Below are 16,213 nucleotides of genomic sequence, written 5' to 3'. Positions count from 1 at the left end.
AGAGATATATGGAAAAATTTTTAACACTATTTGTAAGCGCATTCTTTATAGCGGGAATGTTAGCTTTATCACTTCCTCATAGTTATGTTAATGCGGAAGAGAAGCAAAAAGAAATTATGTTAGCGCATAATCAACCGACGAGCCATCCGGTTCATAAATCACTTGAGATTTTTAAAGAAAGATTAGAAGAAACATCTCATGGTCAACTTAAAGTTAATATTTATCCGAATGGTCAATTAGGTAGTGAACGTGAAGCAATTGAAATGACGCAGACCAATGCAATACAAATGACTAAAGTGTCATCGGCTGCATTGGAAAGCTTTTCTCCAACATATTCATTGTTTAACATGCCTTATCTATTTGAATCAGAAGAGAATTATCGTCATGTTATGAAAAAACAAGAAGTACAAGATGCGTTTTTCAAATCCACTGGAGATAAGGGGTTTCTAGGGATCACATACTATGACGCTGGCGTGCGTAATATATACACGAAAGATAAAAAAATTGAAGATAATAGTGATTTAGAAGGTATGAAAATAAGAGTTCAACCAAGCAAAACGAGTGTTGATTTAATTAAGTCATTAGGCGGCACACCGACACCAATGGATTACGGTGAAGTATATACAGCGATACAATCGGGTGTGATTGATGCAGCTGAGAATAATGAAACTTCACTCACAACAAACAACCACGGTGAAGTTGCTAAAAATTATCATTATACGGAACACGCAATTGTTCCAGATATCTTGATTATGAACAAAGATACGTATGATGACTTAACGAAACAACAGCAGAAATGGTTGAAAGATGCAGCAGCTTATTCTACTGAAAAACATGAAGTAATTTGGGATAAAGAAGTGAAAGAGGCTAAAAAGAAAGCCAAAGAAGACATGTGTGTGAAATTCCATAACGTAGATAAATCTTCTTTCAAAAAAGCTTCTCAGCCTCTACAAGATGAATTTAAAGAGAACCCAGATACAAAAGATGATTATAAACTAATCGAGAAGGAGGAGCAGCTTTATGAAGAAAGCAAAAAAGATCATTGATAAACTCCTCCTCACGTTAGCCGGTATTGCACTTTTTGTAATGGTTATATTATCCGTTTATCAAGTTGCTACACGCTTTATCTTGAATAGTCCAAGTACAATGAGTGAAGAAATCGTTAGATTCTTATTGATTTGGTTTGGTTTGCTCAGTGCCAGTTATGTATTTGGTGTAAAACAACATATAGCCATTTTATTTATTCGAGAAAGATTTCCTGAAAAAATACAACTTATTATGGAAAAGGCTTCAGACGTCATAATCATTATCGTAGCACTCGTACTCATGATTTGGGGTGGCTATGAAGTTGTGAATTTAACATGGTCACAAATTGCACCATCTACTGGCTTATCTATGGCAGCGATGTACGGCGCATTACCTGTTTCGGGCATCTTTATCATTTTCTACGCAATATATAACTTGTTAGATAAAGGAGAACTTGAAGCAGTTAAAGAAGCCAATCAAGAAGACGGGGGTGAGCGTGTATGACACTTGCAGCAGGTTTAGTATTGTTCATCACATTCTTCGCTTTCTTGATATTCGGCTTGCCTATCGCATTGGCTATTATTTTGAGTTCTATCATAACGTTATTAATGATATTACCATTCGATGTAACGATTATAACGGCAGCACAGCGTATGGTTACGGGCATTGATGATTTTACAATGCTTGCCATTCCGTTATTCGTCTTGGCAGGTATTATTATGAATAACGGTGGTATCGCCTTTAGATTAGTGAACTTTGCCAAAGTGTTAGTAGGTAGATTACCTGGCTCACTGGCACATACGAATATTGTAGGTAATATGCTATTTGGTTCTATTTCTGGTTCTAGTGTCGCTGCGGCGGCCGCAATGGGACGCATCATGGGACCAATGGAAGAAAAACAAGGCTATAAAAAAGAATACTCTGCAGCGGCAAATATAGCATCTGCGCCATCTGGTTTATTGATTCCACCAAGTTCACTATTGATTGTGTATTCACTTGTGAGTGGTGGCACCTCAATAGCAGCACTATTTATCGCAGGCTATATACCAGGTATCTTATGGGGCGTTGCTTGTATGATCGTGGCTTATGTTATGGCGAAGAAACAAGGTTACAGAGTATCTGAACGCATTAGTTGGAAAGATAAATTATTTTTAACATTAGATGCTTTGCCAAGTCTATTTTTAATTATCGTAGTCATTGGCGGGATTGTGTCAGGTATATTCACAGCAACAGAAGGTGCAGCAGTAGCAGTGTTATACGCTACAGTGTTATCACTAATATATAAAAGTCTGACACTCAAACAAATACCTAACGTCATCAAAGAAACGGCAGAAATTAGTGGTATGATTCTGTTCTTGATTACAGCTTCTGCACTATTTTCACTCGTAATGAGTTATACAGGACTACCTGAAGCCATTTCAAATGGCATTCTATCAATGACAGATAATCCAATCATTTTACTACTGATGATGAACGTAATTTTATTAGTCATCGGAACATTTATGGATATAACACCAGCAGTATTGATTTTCACACCGATCTTCTTACCTATTTCAGAAGTTTTAGGTTTAGATCCAATTCACTTTGGTATCTTAATTGCATTTAATTTATGTATTGGTAATATCACGCCACCAGTTGGTAGTGCATTATTTGTTGGTGCGAGTGTCGGCGGTGTTCGTGTGGAATCAGTATTCAAATATTTAGTGCCTTACTTTATCGCACTCATTATTTTATTGTTAATCGTAACGTTCATTCCGCAAATTTCATTATTCCTTCCTAAATTATTAGGATTATAGAAAAGGGGCAATAACATGGCATTAATTAATGACAATTTTTTATTAAATAATAAAACAGCAGTAAAGTTATATCAAAAGGTTAAAGATCTACCAATTTATGATTTTCACTGTCACTTAGACCCAAAAGAAATTTATGAAAATAAAAACTATGAAAACATTACGCAATTGTGGTTAGCCGGAGATCATTACAAATGGCGCTTAATGAGAGCATACGGTATAGAAGAAGAATTAATTACTGGTGATGCAGATGATTTCGATAAATTTGAAGCATTTATGAACATGTTGCCTTATTCAATCGTTAACCCAATGTATCACTGGTGTTCACTTGAATTAAAACGCTATTTTAACGAAGAAGCTGATTTAGATAAAGTGAATGTTAAAAAGCTATATAAATCTTTAAATCGTAAATTAGCGAAATCATCACATACACCTCAAAACTTAATTAAACAAAGTAATGTCTCTGTAGTTTGTACAACGGATGACCCATGTGATGATTTGGAATATCACAAATTATTAAATCAAGATAAAAAAGTAACATTTAAAGTGATTCCTACGTTCAGACCAGATAGTTACGTATTCTTAAGTGAAACAACAGTTAAAGACAAGATTAAGCAGCTTGATCAAACGATTGACGGTGAAATTAAAGATTTAAACAGTTATATCGAAGCACTTAAAACACGCGTTCATTATTTTAATAGACAAGGTGCAAGAAGTTCTGACCAAAGTTTTGAAAAAGCACCATTAATGTATGCGACAACAGAAGAAGCTACGGCAATCTATGAGTCCATGATGAAGGGTGAAGCAGTTTCCGAAACGCAACAATACGAATTAGCGGGTTACATTCTAACTGAAATTAGTAAAGTATATAACGAATTAAATTGGGTCGTACAATTCCATTTAGGACCAACTAGAAATAATAATTCGAAAATGTTAGAAGTCGCAGGTACTGACAGTGGGTTCGATAGTGTAGGTGAACAACTAAGCGCTAAAACATTGAACGCGATGCTAGATCACCTTGAACAACACAATGCCCTATCAGATACGATTATTTATCCTAATAATGGTAATGATCATCTTATGGTTCAAGCTACTGCAGGTAACTTTACTAACAGCGAGCATAAAGTGCAATTAGGTGCTGCATGGTGGTTTAATGACACGAAAGAAGGCATGGAACAGCACTTAGTAGATTATGCGAACGTCGGCTTATTAGCTAAATTTGTAGGTATGCTGACAGATTCACGTAGCATGATTTCTTATACACGCCATGAGTATTTCAGAAGAATTTTATGTAATTTCTTAGGAGACAAGATTGAAAAAGGTGAGATTGCCTTATCAGATGCAACAATTGAACAAATGTTAAAAGATATTTGCTATAACAATGCAGTGAATTTATTCAAAATAGAAGGCGTTAAGGAGGTATAACGATGGAATTATCATTTCGTTGGTACGGTGAAGATGATCCAGTTACATTAGAGAACATTAAACAAATTCCAGACATGAAGCATATCGTTTCTGCAATTTATGATGTACCTGTAGGTGAAGTTTGGACAACAGAAAGAATCGCAAAATTAAAACAAACAATCGAAGCGGCAGGATTGAAATTTGAAGTCGTTGAAAGTTTACCTGTAAGTGAAGAAATTAAATTAGGTACAGATAAACGTGATGAACTGATTGAAAATTATAAGACATCATTAGTGAATTTAGCTGAAAATGGTGTTAAGACAGTGACATATAACTTCATGCCTGTCTTTGATTGGACACGTTCACAATTAGACTATGAATTATCTGATGGTTCTAATACGTTGATTTATAAACATGATCAGTTAAAAGATATTGATCCATTAACGACCGATTTAAACTTACCAGGTTGGGACGAAAGTTATTCGAGAGAAGAAATGAATCATTTAATTACATCTTATCGTGAAATATCGGATGAGCAATTGTGGGAGAACTTGAAGTACTTCTTAGATGGTGTATTACCAACTGCAATCGAACATGACATTGATTTGGCGATACATCCGGATGATCCACCATGGCCTATATTTGGTATTCCACGTATCATTAAAAATAAAGATAGCTATGAACGTTTACTTTCTATAAATGATAGTAAAAATAATGGTATTTGTTTCTGTACTGGATCTTTAGGTTCATTAGCTGAAAATGATTTACCAAGCATGATTAGAACGTTTGGCGAGCATATCCATTTCGTGCATATGCGTAACGTGAAACGACTAGATTCACATTCATTCTTGGAAACAGGTCATTTATCTAAAAACGGCTCAGTAGATATGAAAGCAGTGGTAGAAGCACTGCAAGATATTAACTTCAAGGGCACAATCAGACCAGATCACGGACGTATGATTTGGGGCGAAACAGGTAAAGCGGGTTATGGATTGTTCGATAGAGCATTAGGCGCAACTTATATTAATGGTTTAATTGAAGGAGTGAGCAAATGATGTCAAGACAATTTGAAGGAGTCAATGTAGTAATCACTGGTGCAACAGGTGTTATTGGATCAACGTTCGTCAAAGGCCTTGTAGAAAAAGGTGCCAACGTAGGTATTTTAGGACGTTCTGAAGATAAAATTGTTGAGTTACAAGATGAAATTGATAAAGAAAGACAACAAACAGTCGCATTAGTGGCAAATGTGTTGGATAAAGATGCTTTAACACAAGCGAAACTTAAATATAACGATACATTTGGTGCAGTTACAATTCTGATTAATGGCGCAGGTGGTAATAACCCGAATGCCACAACAAATGATGAAATGTATGATGAACAGGGTGATAAAACATTCTTTGATTTAACAGAAGATGGTATTGATAAAGTATTTAAATTAAATTACACAGGTACATTTTTACCGTCTCAAGTATTTGGTAAAGATGTCGTTTCATCTGAGGCAGGTACAATTATTAATATTTCATCAATGAACGCATTTACACCACTGACTAAGATTCCAGCATACAGTGGCGCAAAAGCATCTGTAAGTAACTTTACGCAATGGTTGAGCACTTACTTTGCCGGTCACATTCGAGTGAATGCAATTGCACCTGGATTCTTTGAAACAGCTCAAAATAAAGCTTTACTTAGAAATGAAGATGGTTCTTATTCAGAACGTGCTTCAAAAATTCTCTCACAAACACCAATGAATCGTTTCGGTGTACCAGAAGATATTCTAGGCACACTTTATTGGTTGATGGATAAAGAATTAAGCGGATTCGTTACAGGTATCGTCGTTCCTGTAGATGGCGGCTTCTCGTCTTATTCTGGCGTATAGAATAGATATAAAATTTAAAATAAACTCCTTAATTCAACATTGGTTAAGGAGTTTATTTTTTGTTGCTATTTTATATGGTAAAGATGAAAAGGAATGAAATAAAAATTTATTTAAGTGTTATAAATTCACTTTTTAAAATGTCACAAATATGATTTGAATGTTATTGATAATCCATATCAATTACTCCATAATATAAAGTATATGTAAAGAATAAATAAAATATTGAATTATAGAATAGGTGGGGTGTTGTGAAAGCATTTTTTAGCTATTACAAACCATATAAGGGTTTGTTTTTCTTAGATTTTGGTTCGGCAATTGTTGTAGGTTTGTTGGAATTAATTTTCCCGCTTATTACAAGTATATATATTGACCGTTTATTACCTACTAATCAATGGAATCTCATAGTGATTTTTGGAATTGCATTGCTGTTTGTCTTTGGAATTGTAGCGGTACTTAAATTTATCGTGACATATTGGGGACATAAGTTAGGTACGAATATAGAGCGTGATATGCGTAATGATGTAAAACAAGTCTTTAACGTTGATTTGAAGGCGTTTAGTGTTTGATAATGACATAATTTTGACATAAAAATTTTAAAAAATAAAAATACCGATTAGGTTCAGCTGAATCTAATCGTGATTAAAATAATTCTTTCGAGACGTTTTCCATGAGGTTACTAAATCTTTGAGAAGCGTCTTTTTTGTATGATTTTGTGATACTTGCATATATGTTCATAGTCGTTTGAATATCCTTATGGCGTAACCGTTCCTGAATCTCTTTGATATGTACACCTGCTTCAATTAAAAGGCTACAATGGCTATATCTGAACGAGTGAGTCGTAATATTCTTATTAATATCAGTCTGTGACATAATCGCCTGAATCCACTGTGACAACTTCTTAAAAACAAGAGGATAGCCGTTATTGTCTGTGAATATGAAATCATTATCCACGTACAGCTCATTTTTCCATTTGTCTTGCACATTCAATTTATAATCTTGAAGCAACTTAATAACGTTAGGATCTATTGAAATTTTACCGATTGATGATTCTGTTTTTGGTGTAAGTATCTGATATTTTTTCTTATTATTGTTTGGATTGTAATACGTCTTTGTGATACTCACTGTACTTTCTTCATAATCAATATCAGACCATTTAAGCGCTAACACTTCACCTGCACGCATACCAGAATACGCAAGGAAGGTAAATAATTCAAAGCTATTCAGTGGCTTGTGGTGGTGCTTAGCAACGCTTAGAAATTTAAATAATTCATCTTTTTCAAGAAACTTTTGTTGTAAGCTATTCTGTTCTAAATCCTCAACAGTAGGCTTAAATTTAGCCCTCTTAATTCCCTCAATAGGCGACTTAGCAATTATCTTCATATCCAACGCATACTTAAATATAAGGTTAGTTGAGCTTACAATACTAGCTACATAATTTTTACTAAATCGAGCGCTTATATCGTCCACAAACGCTTGATAGTCACGCTTTGTTATCGTCTGTATACTTCTGTTACCAAATAGCTCTTTAGCGTGATGTATAGCCTTCTCACGTACCCTCACACTACTTACTTTTGCATCTCTACTATAGTGTTTAATCCATTCATCAGCTACATAATTGAACGTATGAGTGGAAGGTGCGATATACTCACCATTTCTTATTTGTCTTTCAACTAATTCAGCAGCATTCTTCGCATCACTTTTGCGTTTAAATCCAGTCTTAGATATATATTCGTATTTACCAGTAACAGGGCTTTTACCTAATGATATACGGTAGCGCCATAATTTATTATTGAGTTGGTCATAGCTTGCCATTTAATCACCCGAATCATTTATTTTGATGTAAGTTATATTTTCTTATTTTTTCAATTATTTTATTAATATCAGTTGTATAATCATTATAAACAGCTTCTCTTATAAATTTAGGTTTGAATGACGTTTGCTGTGTATCAGTATAATTATTTTTTTTAAAGGAAACATTGATTATTTCATCTTTTGCAGACCCTAAAATTTCTATTAAATTTCTATAATAAATAGAGGGGTAATCTAGTGAAATCTGAACTAATAATTCATATATATAGTCTATCAAATATATTTTTGTAGTTATTTTATAAATATCTTCAGTGTACAAAATATAAGATCCTTCAATATAAAAATCTAGTTCTTGGTCGTATATCAATTCTGTAAATCTAGGAATTAATTCACTTATTGAAATATCCAATTCTTCTTGGAATGCTAAAAATAAATTTATTATTTGTGATTGTTCATTTTTTATTTCTTCATAGTCTTGAAAAAGACTTTCTATAAAATTAAGTAGTTTTTCAGACAGTTCTTCTTTTAAATACTCATCATTATTTTTTATTTTTTTTATAAAATTATTGTAAGTTATTTTATTACCACTTATCAGATAGTCAACTGAAACATCACCTATTTCAGCTATTTTTTTAAGTCTTTCAACACTTGGTTGAGATTGCCCTTTTTCCCATTTTGATACTAAAGATTTATGCGCATTAGGAGTGAATTTTTTTCCGAAATCCTCCATTGTCAATCCAATTGATTGCCTTATCTTTTTAATGTTTTTAGATAAAATTGTTTGGTTGATGATAATCCACCTCTTAACTTTTAAATTAATACTATTTTATCATCATATAAGTAATTTCAAAAGGAGTAGTTTCAAAAAGTAGCATTGAAAGTATTGCAAATAGAAAACTGGTATGGTAATCTTGTAGCATAAAGTAGCAAAGGAGGTATTTTAGATGGAAAATAAAGTTGTTAGCTATCGCAAATTTATAGGTTATACACAAATTGAAATGGCTCGCTTATTAAATATTTCTGTACAATCTTACAGAAATAAAGAAAAAGGTATTACTCCTTTTAAAGATTATGAAAAAATGAAAGTCAAAGATAAGCTAGTAAATAATGGCTTTGAAAAAATTACTATAGATGAAATTTTTTTTAGTAAAAAAGTAGCAAAAAGTAGCAAAAATTAAAAGGAGGCGTAACACATGTTTAATATCGGCATTGATGAAGATGAAGCCCGTGGCATGTTACAACAAGCAATTGATGAACGTGTGGAGGAATTAGCAAAAGAGAAATACTTTATGACTTATAACGAGTTATCAAAATATCTTAATTTATCAAAACCTACTATTGATGATTTGCTAATCAAAAACGGAATGAAATATTTTCGTGTAGGTAGCACATACCGTTTTAAGAAGTCTGATGTAGATGATTTCATGGATCATATTACTTCGCAGATGGATATTACTAACAACGATCTAAAAAGTTTAAAGAAGGTGAATCTATGAAATACCTACTATATATTTTATTACTATCACTTGTAACTGTATTACTCGGCATAGTATTAGACATATTTATAGCAATAACATTTTATGGATTTATGGCAGTATCAGGAATTACATTAAAAAAATTGGAGGTTGAGTAAGATGAATATTAAACAAAAACATCAATTATCAAAAGTAACTGGAGATATGGAAAAGGTTGTAAATAACAGTAGTAGCTTATCAATTGGTTATAACATGCTTACTGAACAAGGGATTACAGAAACAACTTACTTAGAAAAAGTAATTAATCTATTTAGAAAAGATTTATTTAATATTCTATGTGAATTAGATTTTGAAAGTGAAGAATTTTTAATACTAGATGATGTAACGCTAACTTTTAGAGATGTATTGAAAGATAAAAAGGAAGTATACGAATATAGCATAGTTGATACAGACGGGGAAACAAAGCATACAACAAATCGAAAAGGTCACATCATTGGAATATTAGAATGGGCATTAGATTACATTGTAGGAAATATTGAAGTGGAGGAAATGGAATAATGTTATACACAGAAAAAGTACAAGAAAGCATTGAGTTTGCAGATTTGAGAAATAAGGTTCAATCACTATTAGATTTCTTGAGTGCAGAAGCTCCAGGATTAGAAAGTGGTAGAGAGTTTGCAATGAAAAGTAATGAGCCTATGGTGCATCAAATGATTAATAACAACATTAAGCAAAATTACATTGTGGAATCTACCTTATCAGCAATCCGACGTGACATTGAGAATATGCAAGATGATATTCAAATTAATATTGAGCAAGAAAAAAACGCATTATCTGCTGGCGACCAAACCGAAGATAACGCGTAGTAATTAATACATGAGGTAATCATGCATAGATATTTTATCATGGTTGCCTCTCATTTTAAAAGAGGTGGAAAAATGAAAGAGTTTAACAAAATAAAATTGGATAACGATTTTCGTATATCCATTATACAATATGACAGCCTTTATTCCAACTCATTTCGTGATTTTGATACATGGAATTGGTCTGATTGGCTCAATAAATTACAAATACCAATGATTAATGAAAACAAGTATAAACGTGGTTTAGTGCTTTATGGTGATGTTGAAGATAGCAACGGTTATGAAAAGTACCGTAAGGACGACAATATTATTAATCGTTCTGTTATTGCGCTTGATTATGATGTGATTACTGATTTCAAAGGATTAGACAATGCTATTTGTAAGCAATTAGAAGGCTATTCGTGGGCATATCACACCACACACTCACATCATACCGAAAAGCCTAGAATACGCTTAATGGTACCTTTAATTGAGCCTGTGAGTGCAGATGATTATAGAAAGTATTCAAACACTTTAGCAAACCATATTGGTTATGAAGTAGACGAAGCTAGTTTTGTACCGTCGCAAGTTATGGCGCTACCAGTTAAGAAGGATAAAAGCGCAGTATATATTTTTAAACATAATGATGCTCCTGCTATAACTAACGATGATTTAAATCAGTTGTCTACAAATCTAGACAACATACAAAAAGACAAACCAATTACCATTAATTACTCAAACCTATATAAAAAGCGTGATTCATCTTATTGGCGTGATCTTGCGTTTGGTGTTGGTGAAGGTGAACGCAATCAAGCGCTAGCTTCAATAAGTGGCTACCTATTACGCAGATATGTTGAACCTGAACTTGTATATGGTTTAGTGAGTGCTTGGGCTATGAATTGCTCGCCACCTATTGAGCAAGAGGAAGTGAATAAGACCTTTATTTCAATACTGAAAAAAGATAAGAAAAATAAAAAGAAAGGGGCTAGTAAATGAGTGACAAAAGAGAAGTTTTAAGTCATATATCGGATTATCGTGAAGAAATGATTCAGCAAGAGGACGACGACAAGTTTAATCACACTACCTTTAGTCATAATTTAGCTTCGAAATACAACATGATTATGATTGATGGTAACATTCATTTTTTTAACGGAAAATACTATCAACATTTAGATGAAGATACCATTAGACAAATTGCTTATTTAGAAATGCCACAAATTAAGGAACATCAAAATAGGGAAGTGTTTTATAAATTAAAGGCAATGTCTATAAAGTTTAAAGATAAACAGTTAGAACCACATAAATTAGTTGTAGATAATGGTGTTTTAAACTTAAAAACGGGTGATTTAACAGACTATTCACCACAACATATATCTACAAGTAAGATTGACGTAAAATATGATAAGAATGTTGAAAGTGCAGTGCTTGAAAGGTTTATAAGAGGTGTCGCAGATGACGATTCTCAAATTGAAAAACTTATTTATCAAGTGATCGCATATTGTCTATACAAAGAAAACTTTTTAGAAAAAACAATATTCTTTTATAGTACAGGTACAAAAAATAAAAATGGCAGTAATGGTAAGTCAACATTGCTTCAACTAATACAAAATTTTATTGGTCGGAGAAACACCACTGCTTTAAAATTTAAAGATTTAGGGCATGAATTTAAACCAGCTCGTCTAATGGGCAAGATGGTTAATATTGATGATGATATGGACAATACGTTTATTAAAGATACAGGTAACTATAAATCAATTGCCACTGGTAATGTAATTAATGTTAACCCTAAAGGCAAGCAAGACTTTGATTTTAAACCACATAATAAACTGTTGTTTGCTGGTAATAACATTCCACCTGCAAGTGATAAAACGTTTGGATTTTATCGACGTATGGTTATTGTTCCTATGAAACGCACTTTTGGTGACGGTGGTTATGAAAAAGAGCTTGGTCTTGATGAAAAGTTAAACCAACCTGATATTTTAACAGCATTATTAAATAAATGTATGGAACATCTTCCCGAACTATTAAATACAGGTGAGTTTACTCAAGTAGATGAAAGCGATGAACTGGTAGAAAGTTATCAATATGAAAACGAACCAGTTAGGCACTTTTTAGATATGGAAGGTAATAGACCTATTCACCCCGTAGACGGTCGAGCAAGAGAAGTAGCATACGAAATATATCGACAATGGGCAAAAAGATATGGTTACGAAGTCATGAAAGTACACAGTTTCACTAAAGAATTAATAAGGCTAGGTTATACGGTAGAAATGGCACGTTCTCCATTTAAAGGTTACCCGTTAAGATTTTATCATAAAAATAGCGATGTATTATATGATGTAGCGCCATATGATACCGACGACAAATACAGTGACAAAGATAATATTATAGAACCACAAAAAGGAAGTAACTTGTATAAAAAAATAAATTCTGTGTCAGAGAAGTAAGGACAAAAGTTGCTACATTTAGATAGAGTTGCTACATAATTATCAAAAGCGTTGTGGGAGTAAGGATTTGAGTGTAGCAAGTTTTCAAATATTGTAGCTACTTTTAATAAAATGTAGCAGGTTTTAACTGTTGTGTAGCAAGTTTTTGTAGCGACTTTTAAAGAATGTAGCAACTCATGTAGCAGGTTTTAACCATTTCAGGAATCGTTAAAATCATTGTGGGAGTAATGTTTTATGGGATTTGTAGCAACTTTTAAAGAATGTAGCAACTTTTATTTCACTCTCGTGACACACTGATAATAAAAATAAGAATGGAGCAAATATTATGAATCAATTAGATCAACCCGAAGAATTCGAAAAGTTAAACCAAGTTGAGAAAGACGCATTACTAGAATTTTGCTACTCAATTAATAAAATTAAAACATTTAATACAAGACGTTCTTCATATGGATTGAAACATGTTTTTGAAAGAAAATATCGTGAATCGTTGTCTGGTACCTTTGGAAGTAGTTATGTAACTAATGGTCAATTTAAAGGGGCTATGCTGGAAGCTGGATTTGATGTGAAAGACAAGAATTGCCTCAATTGGCACTTTAACGCTAGTGAGAAAAGTATTAAACAATTAGATAAATAACACTAAATTTAATCTCAAATACGCGTACGTATACGCATTTAAAGATATTCCAGATATTTTATATCTTTATACAACTCAAACCCTCGTCAGTATTGGATTTATATACCCCATAATGGTATAATGAAGGTAACGTAAAAGTGGTTAGAAACGCTAAATATAATTGGTTTAGAGATTACTTAATGAGGTGCTAAGCATGAAAAATTTAAATATAGTGGCTAATAAAATTATTAAACAATCACCTATTAATCCTCGGTATGTATCAGCGAGTTATCTAAGTAAGAGAATAAGAAAATATACACGTAAAGAAGATGAATTTAGACAAATCAAAAGAATTATAGATAGACAATGTCAAAGAACTTAATTAAGTAAACAAACAATAAAAATAATAATGTTAAAAATAAGGGAGAATAAAACAATGCTCGGATTTCAAAATAATAAATTAAGAAATATTATTAGTAAAATGAATGAAAATTTACAGGCTGATGAACGAAAGAATGAAACAGTAACTCACATTAAAGTTAAGGAACCAAAAGCAAAATATATGACTGAATCTATGAGGGCGTTACAGTTATTGCTTGAACAGGATAGACAGTTTTACTATGGCGTATTACCTCATGAAGAACTAAGCATGTTAAAGGAATATATCAAGCGTGCACCTGATGAAGAAGTTGAGGAACTACTAAATAAAGAAAAGAAATTAGAATTAGATATAAGGGTTAACCGTCAGTTTGTGCCACGTGTACCAGAAGATAAAATGAATTTAGTACAGTCTAATTTTGATAAGGAATACAAACTTTTAGAAGAAAACATTAACAGTAATACAAATGATTTAAACAGTGTAGAGGAGCAAATTAAATCATTGATTAAGCAAAAAGATCTGTTACTTGAGCAGCGTTCAGAAATGCAAAATGAACAAAGGATAGCACAAGGCATGAAGCTATTTTTAAATAATCCAGATAGTGTAGAAGACTGGAGAACAGATGTAGTAGGACATTTTGACAGTGAGAAACGTGTGGGTAAAAGTTGGTTACGTTTTAGAATTGGCGTGTTTGGTGGTTCTTTATCACAATATATCACCGACCAAAACGCACTATATTATAAAGAAAAATATAATTTATATAGTACGAATCAAAATATTAATAATAAAAACAATGAATTAATTAAAAACTATTAGGAGGATTATTAATGAAGGCATTTGAAAAAGTCAAAAGAGAAAATTCAAAACAATACTTAAGAGAAGAATATATTTATTGTATTAGACCTATAAGCGAACAAGCTATACAGTACTTCGCAGATGTATTAGGTAAAACACACATATATGGCAGAGTAAGAAACTTTAAAGAAAGAGAATTAACTGATATAGAGATAAGAAGTAATGCGCAAGCGATAAAGACGATAAGTCATTTAAAAAATAACGAGGATTATGTTATTGATATTAACAATGTGGTTCACCATGAATATGATGAAGGATTGACATGGGACGATATCCAAAAGGTATAAAGTAAAACAATTGCAGATGCACTATTGTGGTGTATCTGTATTATTTAACCCCCCCCACCAAAATATTTTTAATTTTATTTTAACCTCGGGGAACGAGGTGGGGAGTCTTTTCTCGACATTTGTTAATAATTATCGCGTATAACCCCCTCCCCATATACAAATTGAAAAGAGGTGATGGATTTGAAACTTATAAAATCGCAGAGCATATTTTACTACTATGGTACAAAATTAACGGAATATGAACTGTTAACTCAATATAACCCCATGTTTATTAATAGTAAGATACGAGCAATACAGGAACAAATCAATGCAATGTATCATCTTAATACTTCTCATACAGTGTGTGATGAAATCGCTGGTGTTATAACAGTTTCATATCCAGTAGAGAAATTAGTCATATGGATCACTGACCAAAAAGATGAATTGAATCGTTTTAAAATTAATAGTACCAAGAAACTCAATTTATTGAAGAAACTTATCAGTAACTACACACCTAAGGAACAAAAAGAAGTGATGAGATACTTCAAATCTAATGGCAGTAACAAGCCTTATAAGACAATTGATAAGTTACAGGAAGATTTATATAAGATACATCACAATAAACGTATAGAACGCAATGAACAGCGTGAAAAAGAGAATGAAGTTATATATCAAAACTTTGTAGTAGAAGTAAAAAAAAGCCTAAATAATGAGCGTGAGGAGTTGGTTGTGTGATTAGGGGATTAGATAAAGTAGATTATCCAATATTAGAAAAATACATGCGTAATTATCATAGTATGGTTGATACTTATAAGAATAAACCTAGTGATATGAACGAATTAAAGTACATGAACCTAGAATCGATTGTAAAGGGTATTACAGAGGTATTTAACAATAGTGAAGTTAAAGTACAACAGATTATTAAACTCACTTGGTGGGATGATAAGAAGTATACAGATGAAGTGATAGCTGATGTGATAGGTGTAAGTGAATTAACACTAAGACACGCTAGAGAGGTTATATTGAAACGTGTTGCAAAGGCAGTGGATTATGTATGAGATACGATAAAGCAACTGTAAAAGAGTTCATATTGAATTATCACAATACAATAGATAATAAAGTTACGTGTGATGAAGATATTGGTATTGATGACTTCTTTAATGTGAATGATCAAGAAGAAACGAATGAGATAGATAATAGCAATGTTGAGGATATTATATTTTTTAACGAGTTAGAGGTTATTGTAGAAAGAGTAGCGACTGAAAAAGAACATAATTTGTTTTTATTAATTTGTAATGGAGTTAGTTTCGAAAAGGCTGGTAGTATATTTGGTGTGCAAGCACCGAGAGTTAGGCAAATGCTAAATGAGTTGTTGGGTAAAGTATTGCATTAATACAATATTTTTTGTTGTATTACAATTAATTTATA

22 protein-coding genes are annotated in these 16,213 nt (G+C 32.5%); 20 read left to right on the top strand and 2 right to left on the bottom strand.

Annotated features, from left to right (window positions below; translation table 11 throughout):
* Nucleotides 1–8 precede the first annotated feature (8 nt).
* The 7 genes from SOJ_RS12720 to SOJ_RS12690 all read left to right on the top strand — a co-directional run bounded on the left by SOJ_RS12720 (nt 9) and on the right by SOJ_RS12690 (nt 6,665).
* The gene (locus SOJ_RS12720; protein ID WP_002508526.1) at nt 9–1,046 is read left to right on the top strand and encodes a TRAP transporter substrate-binding protein; all 1,038 of its coding nucleotides are present in this window, start codon (nt 9–11) and stop codon (nt 1,044–1,046) included.
* Nucleotides 1,021–1,530, top strand: coding sequence for a TRAP transporter small permease (locus SOJ_RS12715; RefSeq protein WP_002508525.1), 510 nt, complete (start codon nt 1,021–1,023; stop codon nt 1,528–1,530). The genes SOJ_RS12720 and SOJ_RS12715 overlap by 26 nt, the downstream gene beginning before the upstream one ends.
* Nucleotides 1,527–2,822 carry a TRAP transporter large permease gene (locus tag SOJ_RS12710; protein ID WP_002508524.1) on the top strand — a complete coding sequence of 432 codons (1,296 nt, stop codon included), beginning with the start codon at nt 1,527–1,529 and terminating at the stop codon, nt 2,820–2,822. Before SOJ_RS12715 ends, SOJ_RS12710 begins: the two co-directional genes overlap by 4 nt.
* 15 nt (nt 2,823–2,837) lie before the next feature.
* Nucleotides 2,838–4,244, top strand: a complete 1,407-nt coding sequence (gene uxaC / locus SOJ_RS12705) for a glucuronate isomerase (protein WP_002508523.1) — start codon at nt 2,838–2,840, stop codon at nt 4,242–4,244.
* A gap of 2 nt (nt 4,245–4,246) precedes the next feature.
* Complete coding sequence (gene uxuA, locus SOJ_RS12700; protein ID WP_002508522.1) at nt 4,247–5,278, top strand: mannonate dehydratase; 1,032 nt, start codon at nt 4,247–4,249, stop codon at nt 5,276–5,278.
* On the top strand, nt 5,278–6,099 hold the full coding sequence (locus tag SOJ_RS12695) for an SDR family oxidoreductase (RefSeq protein ID WP_002508521.1): 822 nt from the start codon (nt 5,278–5,280) through the stop codon (nt 6,097–6,099). Before uxuA ends, SOJ_RS12695 begins: the two co-directional genes overlap by 1 nt.
* 248 nt (nt 6,100–6,347) lie before the next feature.
* A complete protein-coding gene (locus tag SOJ_RS12690) occupies nt 6,348–6,665 on the top strand; it encodes an ABC transporter transmembrane domain-containing protein (RefSeq protein ID WP_002508520.1) in 318 nt (105 codons plus the stop codon).
* Between the two features lie 73 nt (nt 6,666–6,738).
* On the opposite strand, the gene SOJ_RS12685 is transcribed toward SOJ_RS12690, so the two are convergent.
* Together SOJ_RS12685 and SOJ_RS14095 are read right to left on the bottom strand one after the other, a co-directional pair.
* Entirely contained in the window at nt 6,739–7,911 is a 1,173-nt protein-coding gene (locus SOJ_RS12685) for a tyrosine-type recombinase/integrase (protein WP_002508519.1), read from the bottom strand.
* 13 nt (nt 7,912–7,924) lie between these two features.
* On the bottom strand, nt 7,925–8,662 hold the full coding sequence (locus SOJ_RS14095) for a helix-turn-helix domain-containing protein (protein ID WP_274516991.1): 738 nt from the start codon (nt 8,660–8,662) through the stop codon (nt 7,925–7,927).
* A 190-nt stretch (nt 8,663–8,852) separates the two neighbouring features.
* On the opposite strand from SOJ_RS14095, the gene SOJ_RS12675 reads away from it, so the two are divergent.
* The 13 genes from SOJ_RS12675 to SOJ_RS12620 all read left to right on the top strand — a co-directional run bounded on the left by SOJ_RS12675 (nt 8,853) and on the right by SOJ_RS12620 (nt 16,178).
* Nucleotides 8,853–9,086 carry a helix-turn-helix transcriptional regulator gene (locus SOJ_RS12675; protein WP_002508517.1) on the top strand — a complete coding sequence of 78 codons (234 nt, stop codon included), beginning with the start codon at nt 8,853–8,855 and terminating at the stop codon, nt 9,084–9,086.
* Between the two features lie 15 nt (nt 9,087–9,101).
* Entirely contained in the window at nt 9,102–9,404 is a 303-nt protein-coding gene (locus tag SOJ_RS12670) for a helix-turn-helix domain-containing protein (protein WP_002508516.1), read from the top strand.
* Nucleotides 9,401–9,541, top strand: a complete 141-nt coding sequence (locus tag SOJ_RS14590; RefSeq protein WP_002508515.1) for a hypothetical protein — start codon at nt 9,401–9,403, stop codon at nt 9,539–9,541. Before SOJ_RS12670 ends, SOJ_RS14590 begins: the two co-directional genes overlap by 4 nt.
* A 1-nt stretch (nt 9,542) precedes the next feature.
* Complete coding sequence (locus SOJ_RS12665) at nt 9,543–9,941, top strand: TscA family type II toxin-antitoxin system antitoxin (RefSeq protein ID WP_002508514.1); 399 nt, start codon at nt 9,543–9,545, stop codon at nt 9,939–9,941.
* The gene (locus SOJ_RS12660) at nt 9,941–10,249 is read left to right on the top strand and encodes a hypothetical protein (RefSeq protein WP_002508513.1); all 309 of its coding nucleotides are present in this window, start codon (nt 9,941–9,943) and stop codon (nt 10,247–10,249) included. Before SOJ_RS12665 ends, SOJ_RS12660 begins: the two co-directional genes overlap by 1 nt.
* Before the next feature lie 72 nt (nt 10,250–10,321).
* Nucleotides 10,322–11,221, top strand: coding sequence for a primase alpha helix C-terminal domain-containing protein (locus SOJ_RS12655; RefSeq protein WP_002508512.1), 900 nt, complete (start codon nt 10,322–10,324; stop codon nt 11,219–11,221).
* Nucleotides 11,218–12,672 (top strand): DNA primase family protein, encoded by a 1,455-nt coding sequence (locus tag SOJ_RS12650; RefSeq protein ID WP_002508511.1) that lies wholly within the window; start codon nt 11,218–11,220, stop codon nt 12,670–12,672. Before SOJ_RS12655 ends, SOJ_RS12650 begins: the two co-directional genes overlap by 4 nt.
* Before the next feature lie 325 nt (nt 12,673–12,997).
* The gene (locus tag SOJ_RS12645) at nt 12,998–13,306 is read left to right on the top strand and encodes a hypothetical protein (RefSeq protein ID WP_002508510.1); all 309 of its coding nucleotides are present in this window, start codon (nt 12,998–13,000) and stop codon (nt 13,304–13,306) included.
* A 415-nt stretch (nt 13,307–13,721) separates the two neighbouring features.
* Nucleotides 13,722–14,480, top strand: coding sequence for a hypothetical protein (locus SOJ_RS12640; protein ID WP_002508508.1), 759 nt, complete (start codon nt 13,722–13,724; stop codon nt 14,478–14,480).
* A gap of 11 nt (nt 14,481–14,491) precedes the next feature.
* The gene (locus SOJ_RS12635; protein ID WP_002508507.1) at nt 14,492–14,806 is read left to right on the top strand and encodes a hypothetical protein; all 315 of its coding nucleotides are present in this window, start codon (nt 14,492–14,494) and stop codon (nt 14,804–14,806) included.
* A 174-nt stretch (nt 14,807–14,980) separates the two neighbouring features.
* The gene (locus SOJ_RS12630) at nt 14,981–15,520 is read left to right on the top strand and encodes a hypothetical protein (RefSeq protein WP_037539618.1); all 540 of its coding nucleotides are present in this window, start codon (nt 14,981–14,983) and stop codon (nt 15,518–15,520) included.
* Between the two features lie 44 nt (nt 15,521–15,564).
* Complete coding sequence (locus SOJ_RS12625; RefSeq protein WP_052034667.1) at nt 15,565–15,843, top strand: hypothetical protein; 279 nt, start codon at nt 15,565–15,567, stop codon at nt 15,841–15,843.
* Entirely contained in the window at nt 15,840–16,178 is a 339-nt protein-coding gene (locus SOJ_RS12620; protein ID WP_002508504.1) for a hypothetical protein, read from the top strand. Before SOJ_RS12625 ends, SOJ_RS12620 begins: the two co-directional genes overlap by 4 nt.
* The last annotated feature ends 35 nt before the right edge of the window (nt 16,179–16,213 follow it).

This window comes from Staphylococcus sp. OJ82, from assembly GCF_000294465.1.
Classification (GTDB): domain Bacteria; phylum Bacillota; class Bacilli; order Staphylococcales; family Staphylococcaceae; genus Staphylococcus; species Staphylococcus equorum.
This window is presented reverse-complemented; position numbering and strand designations above follow the sequence as displayed.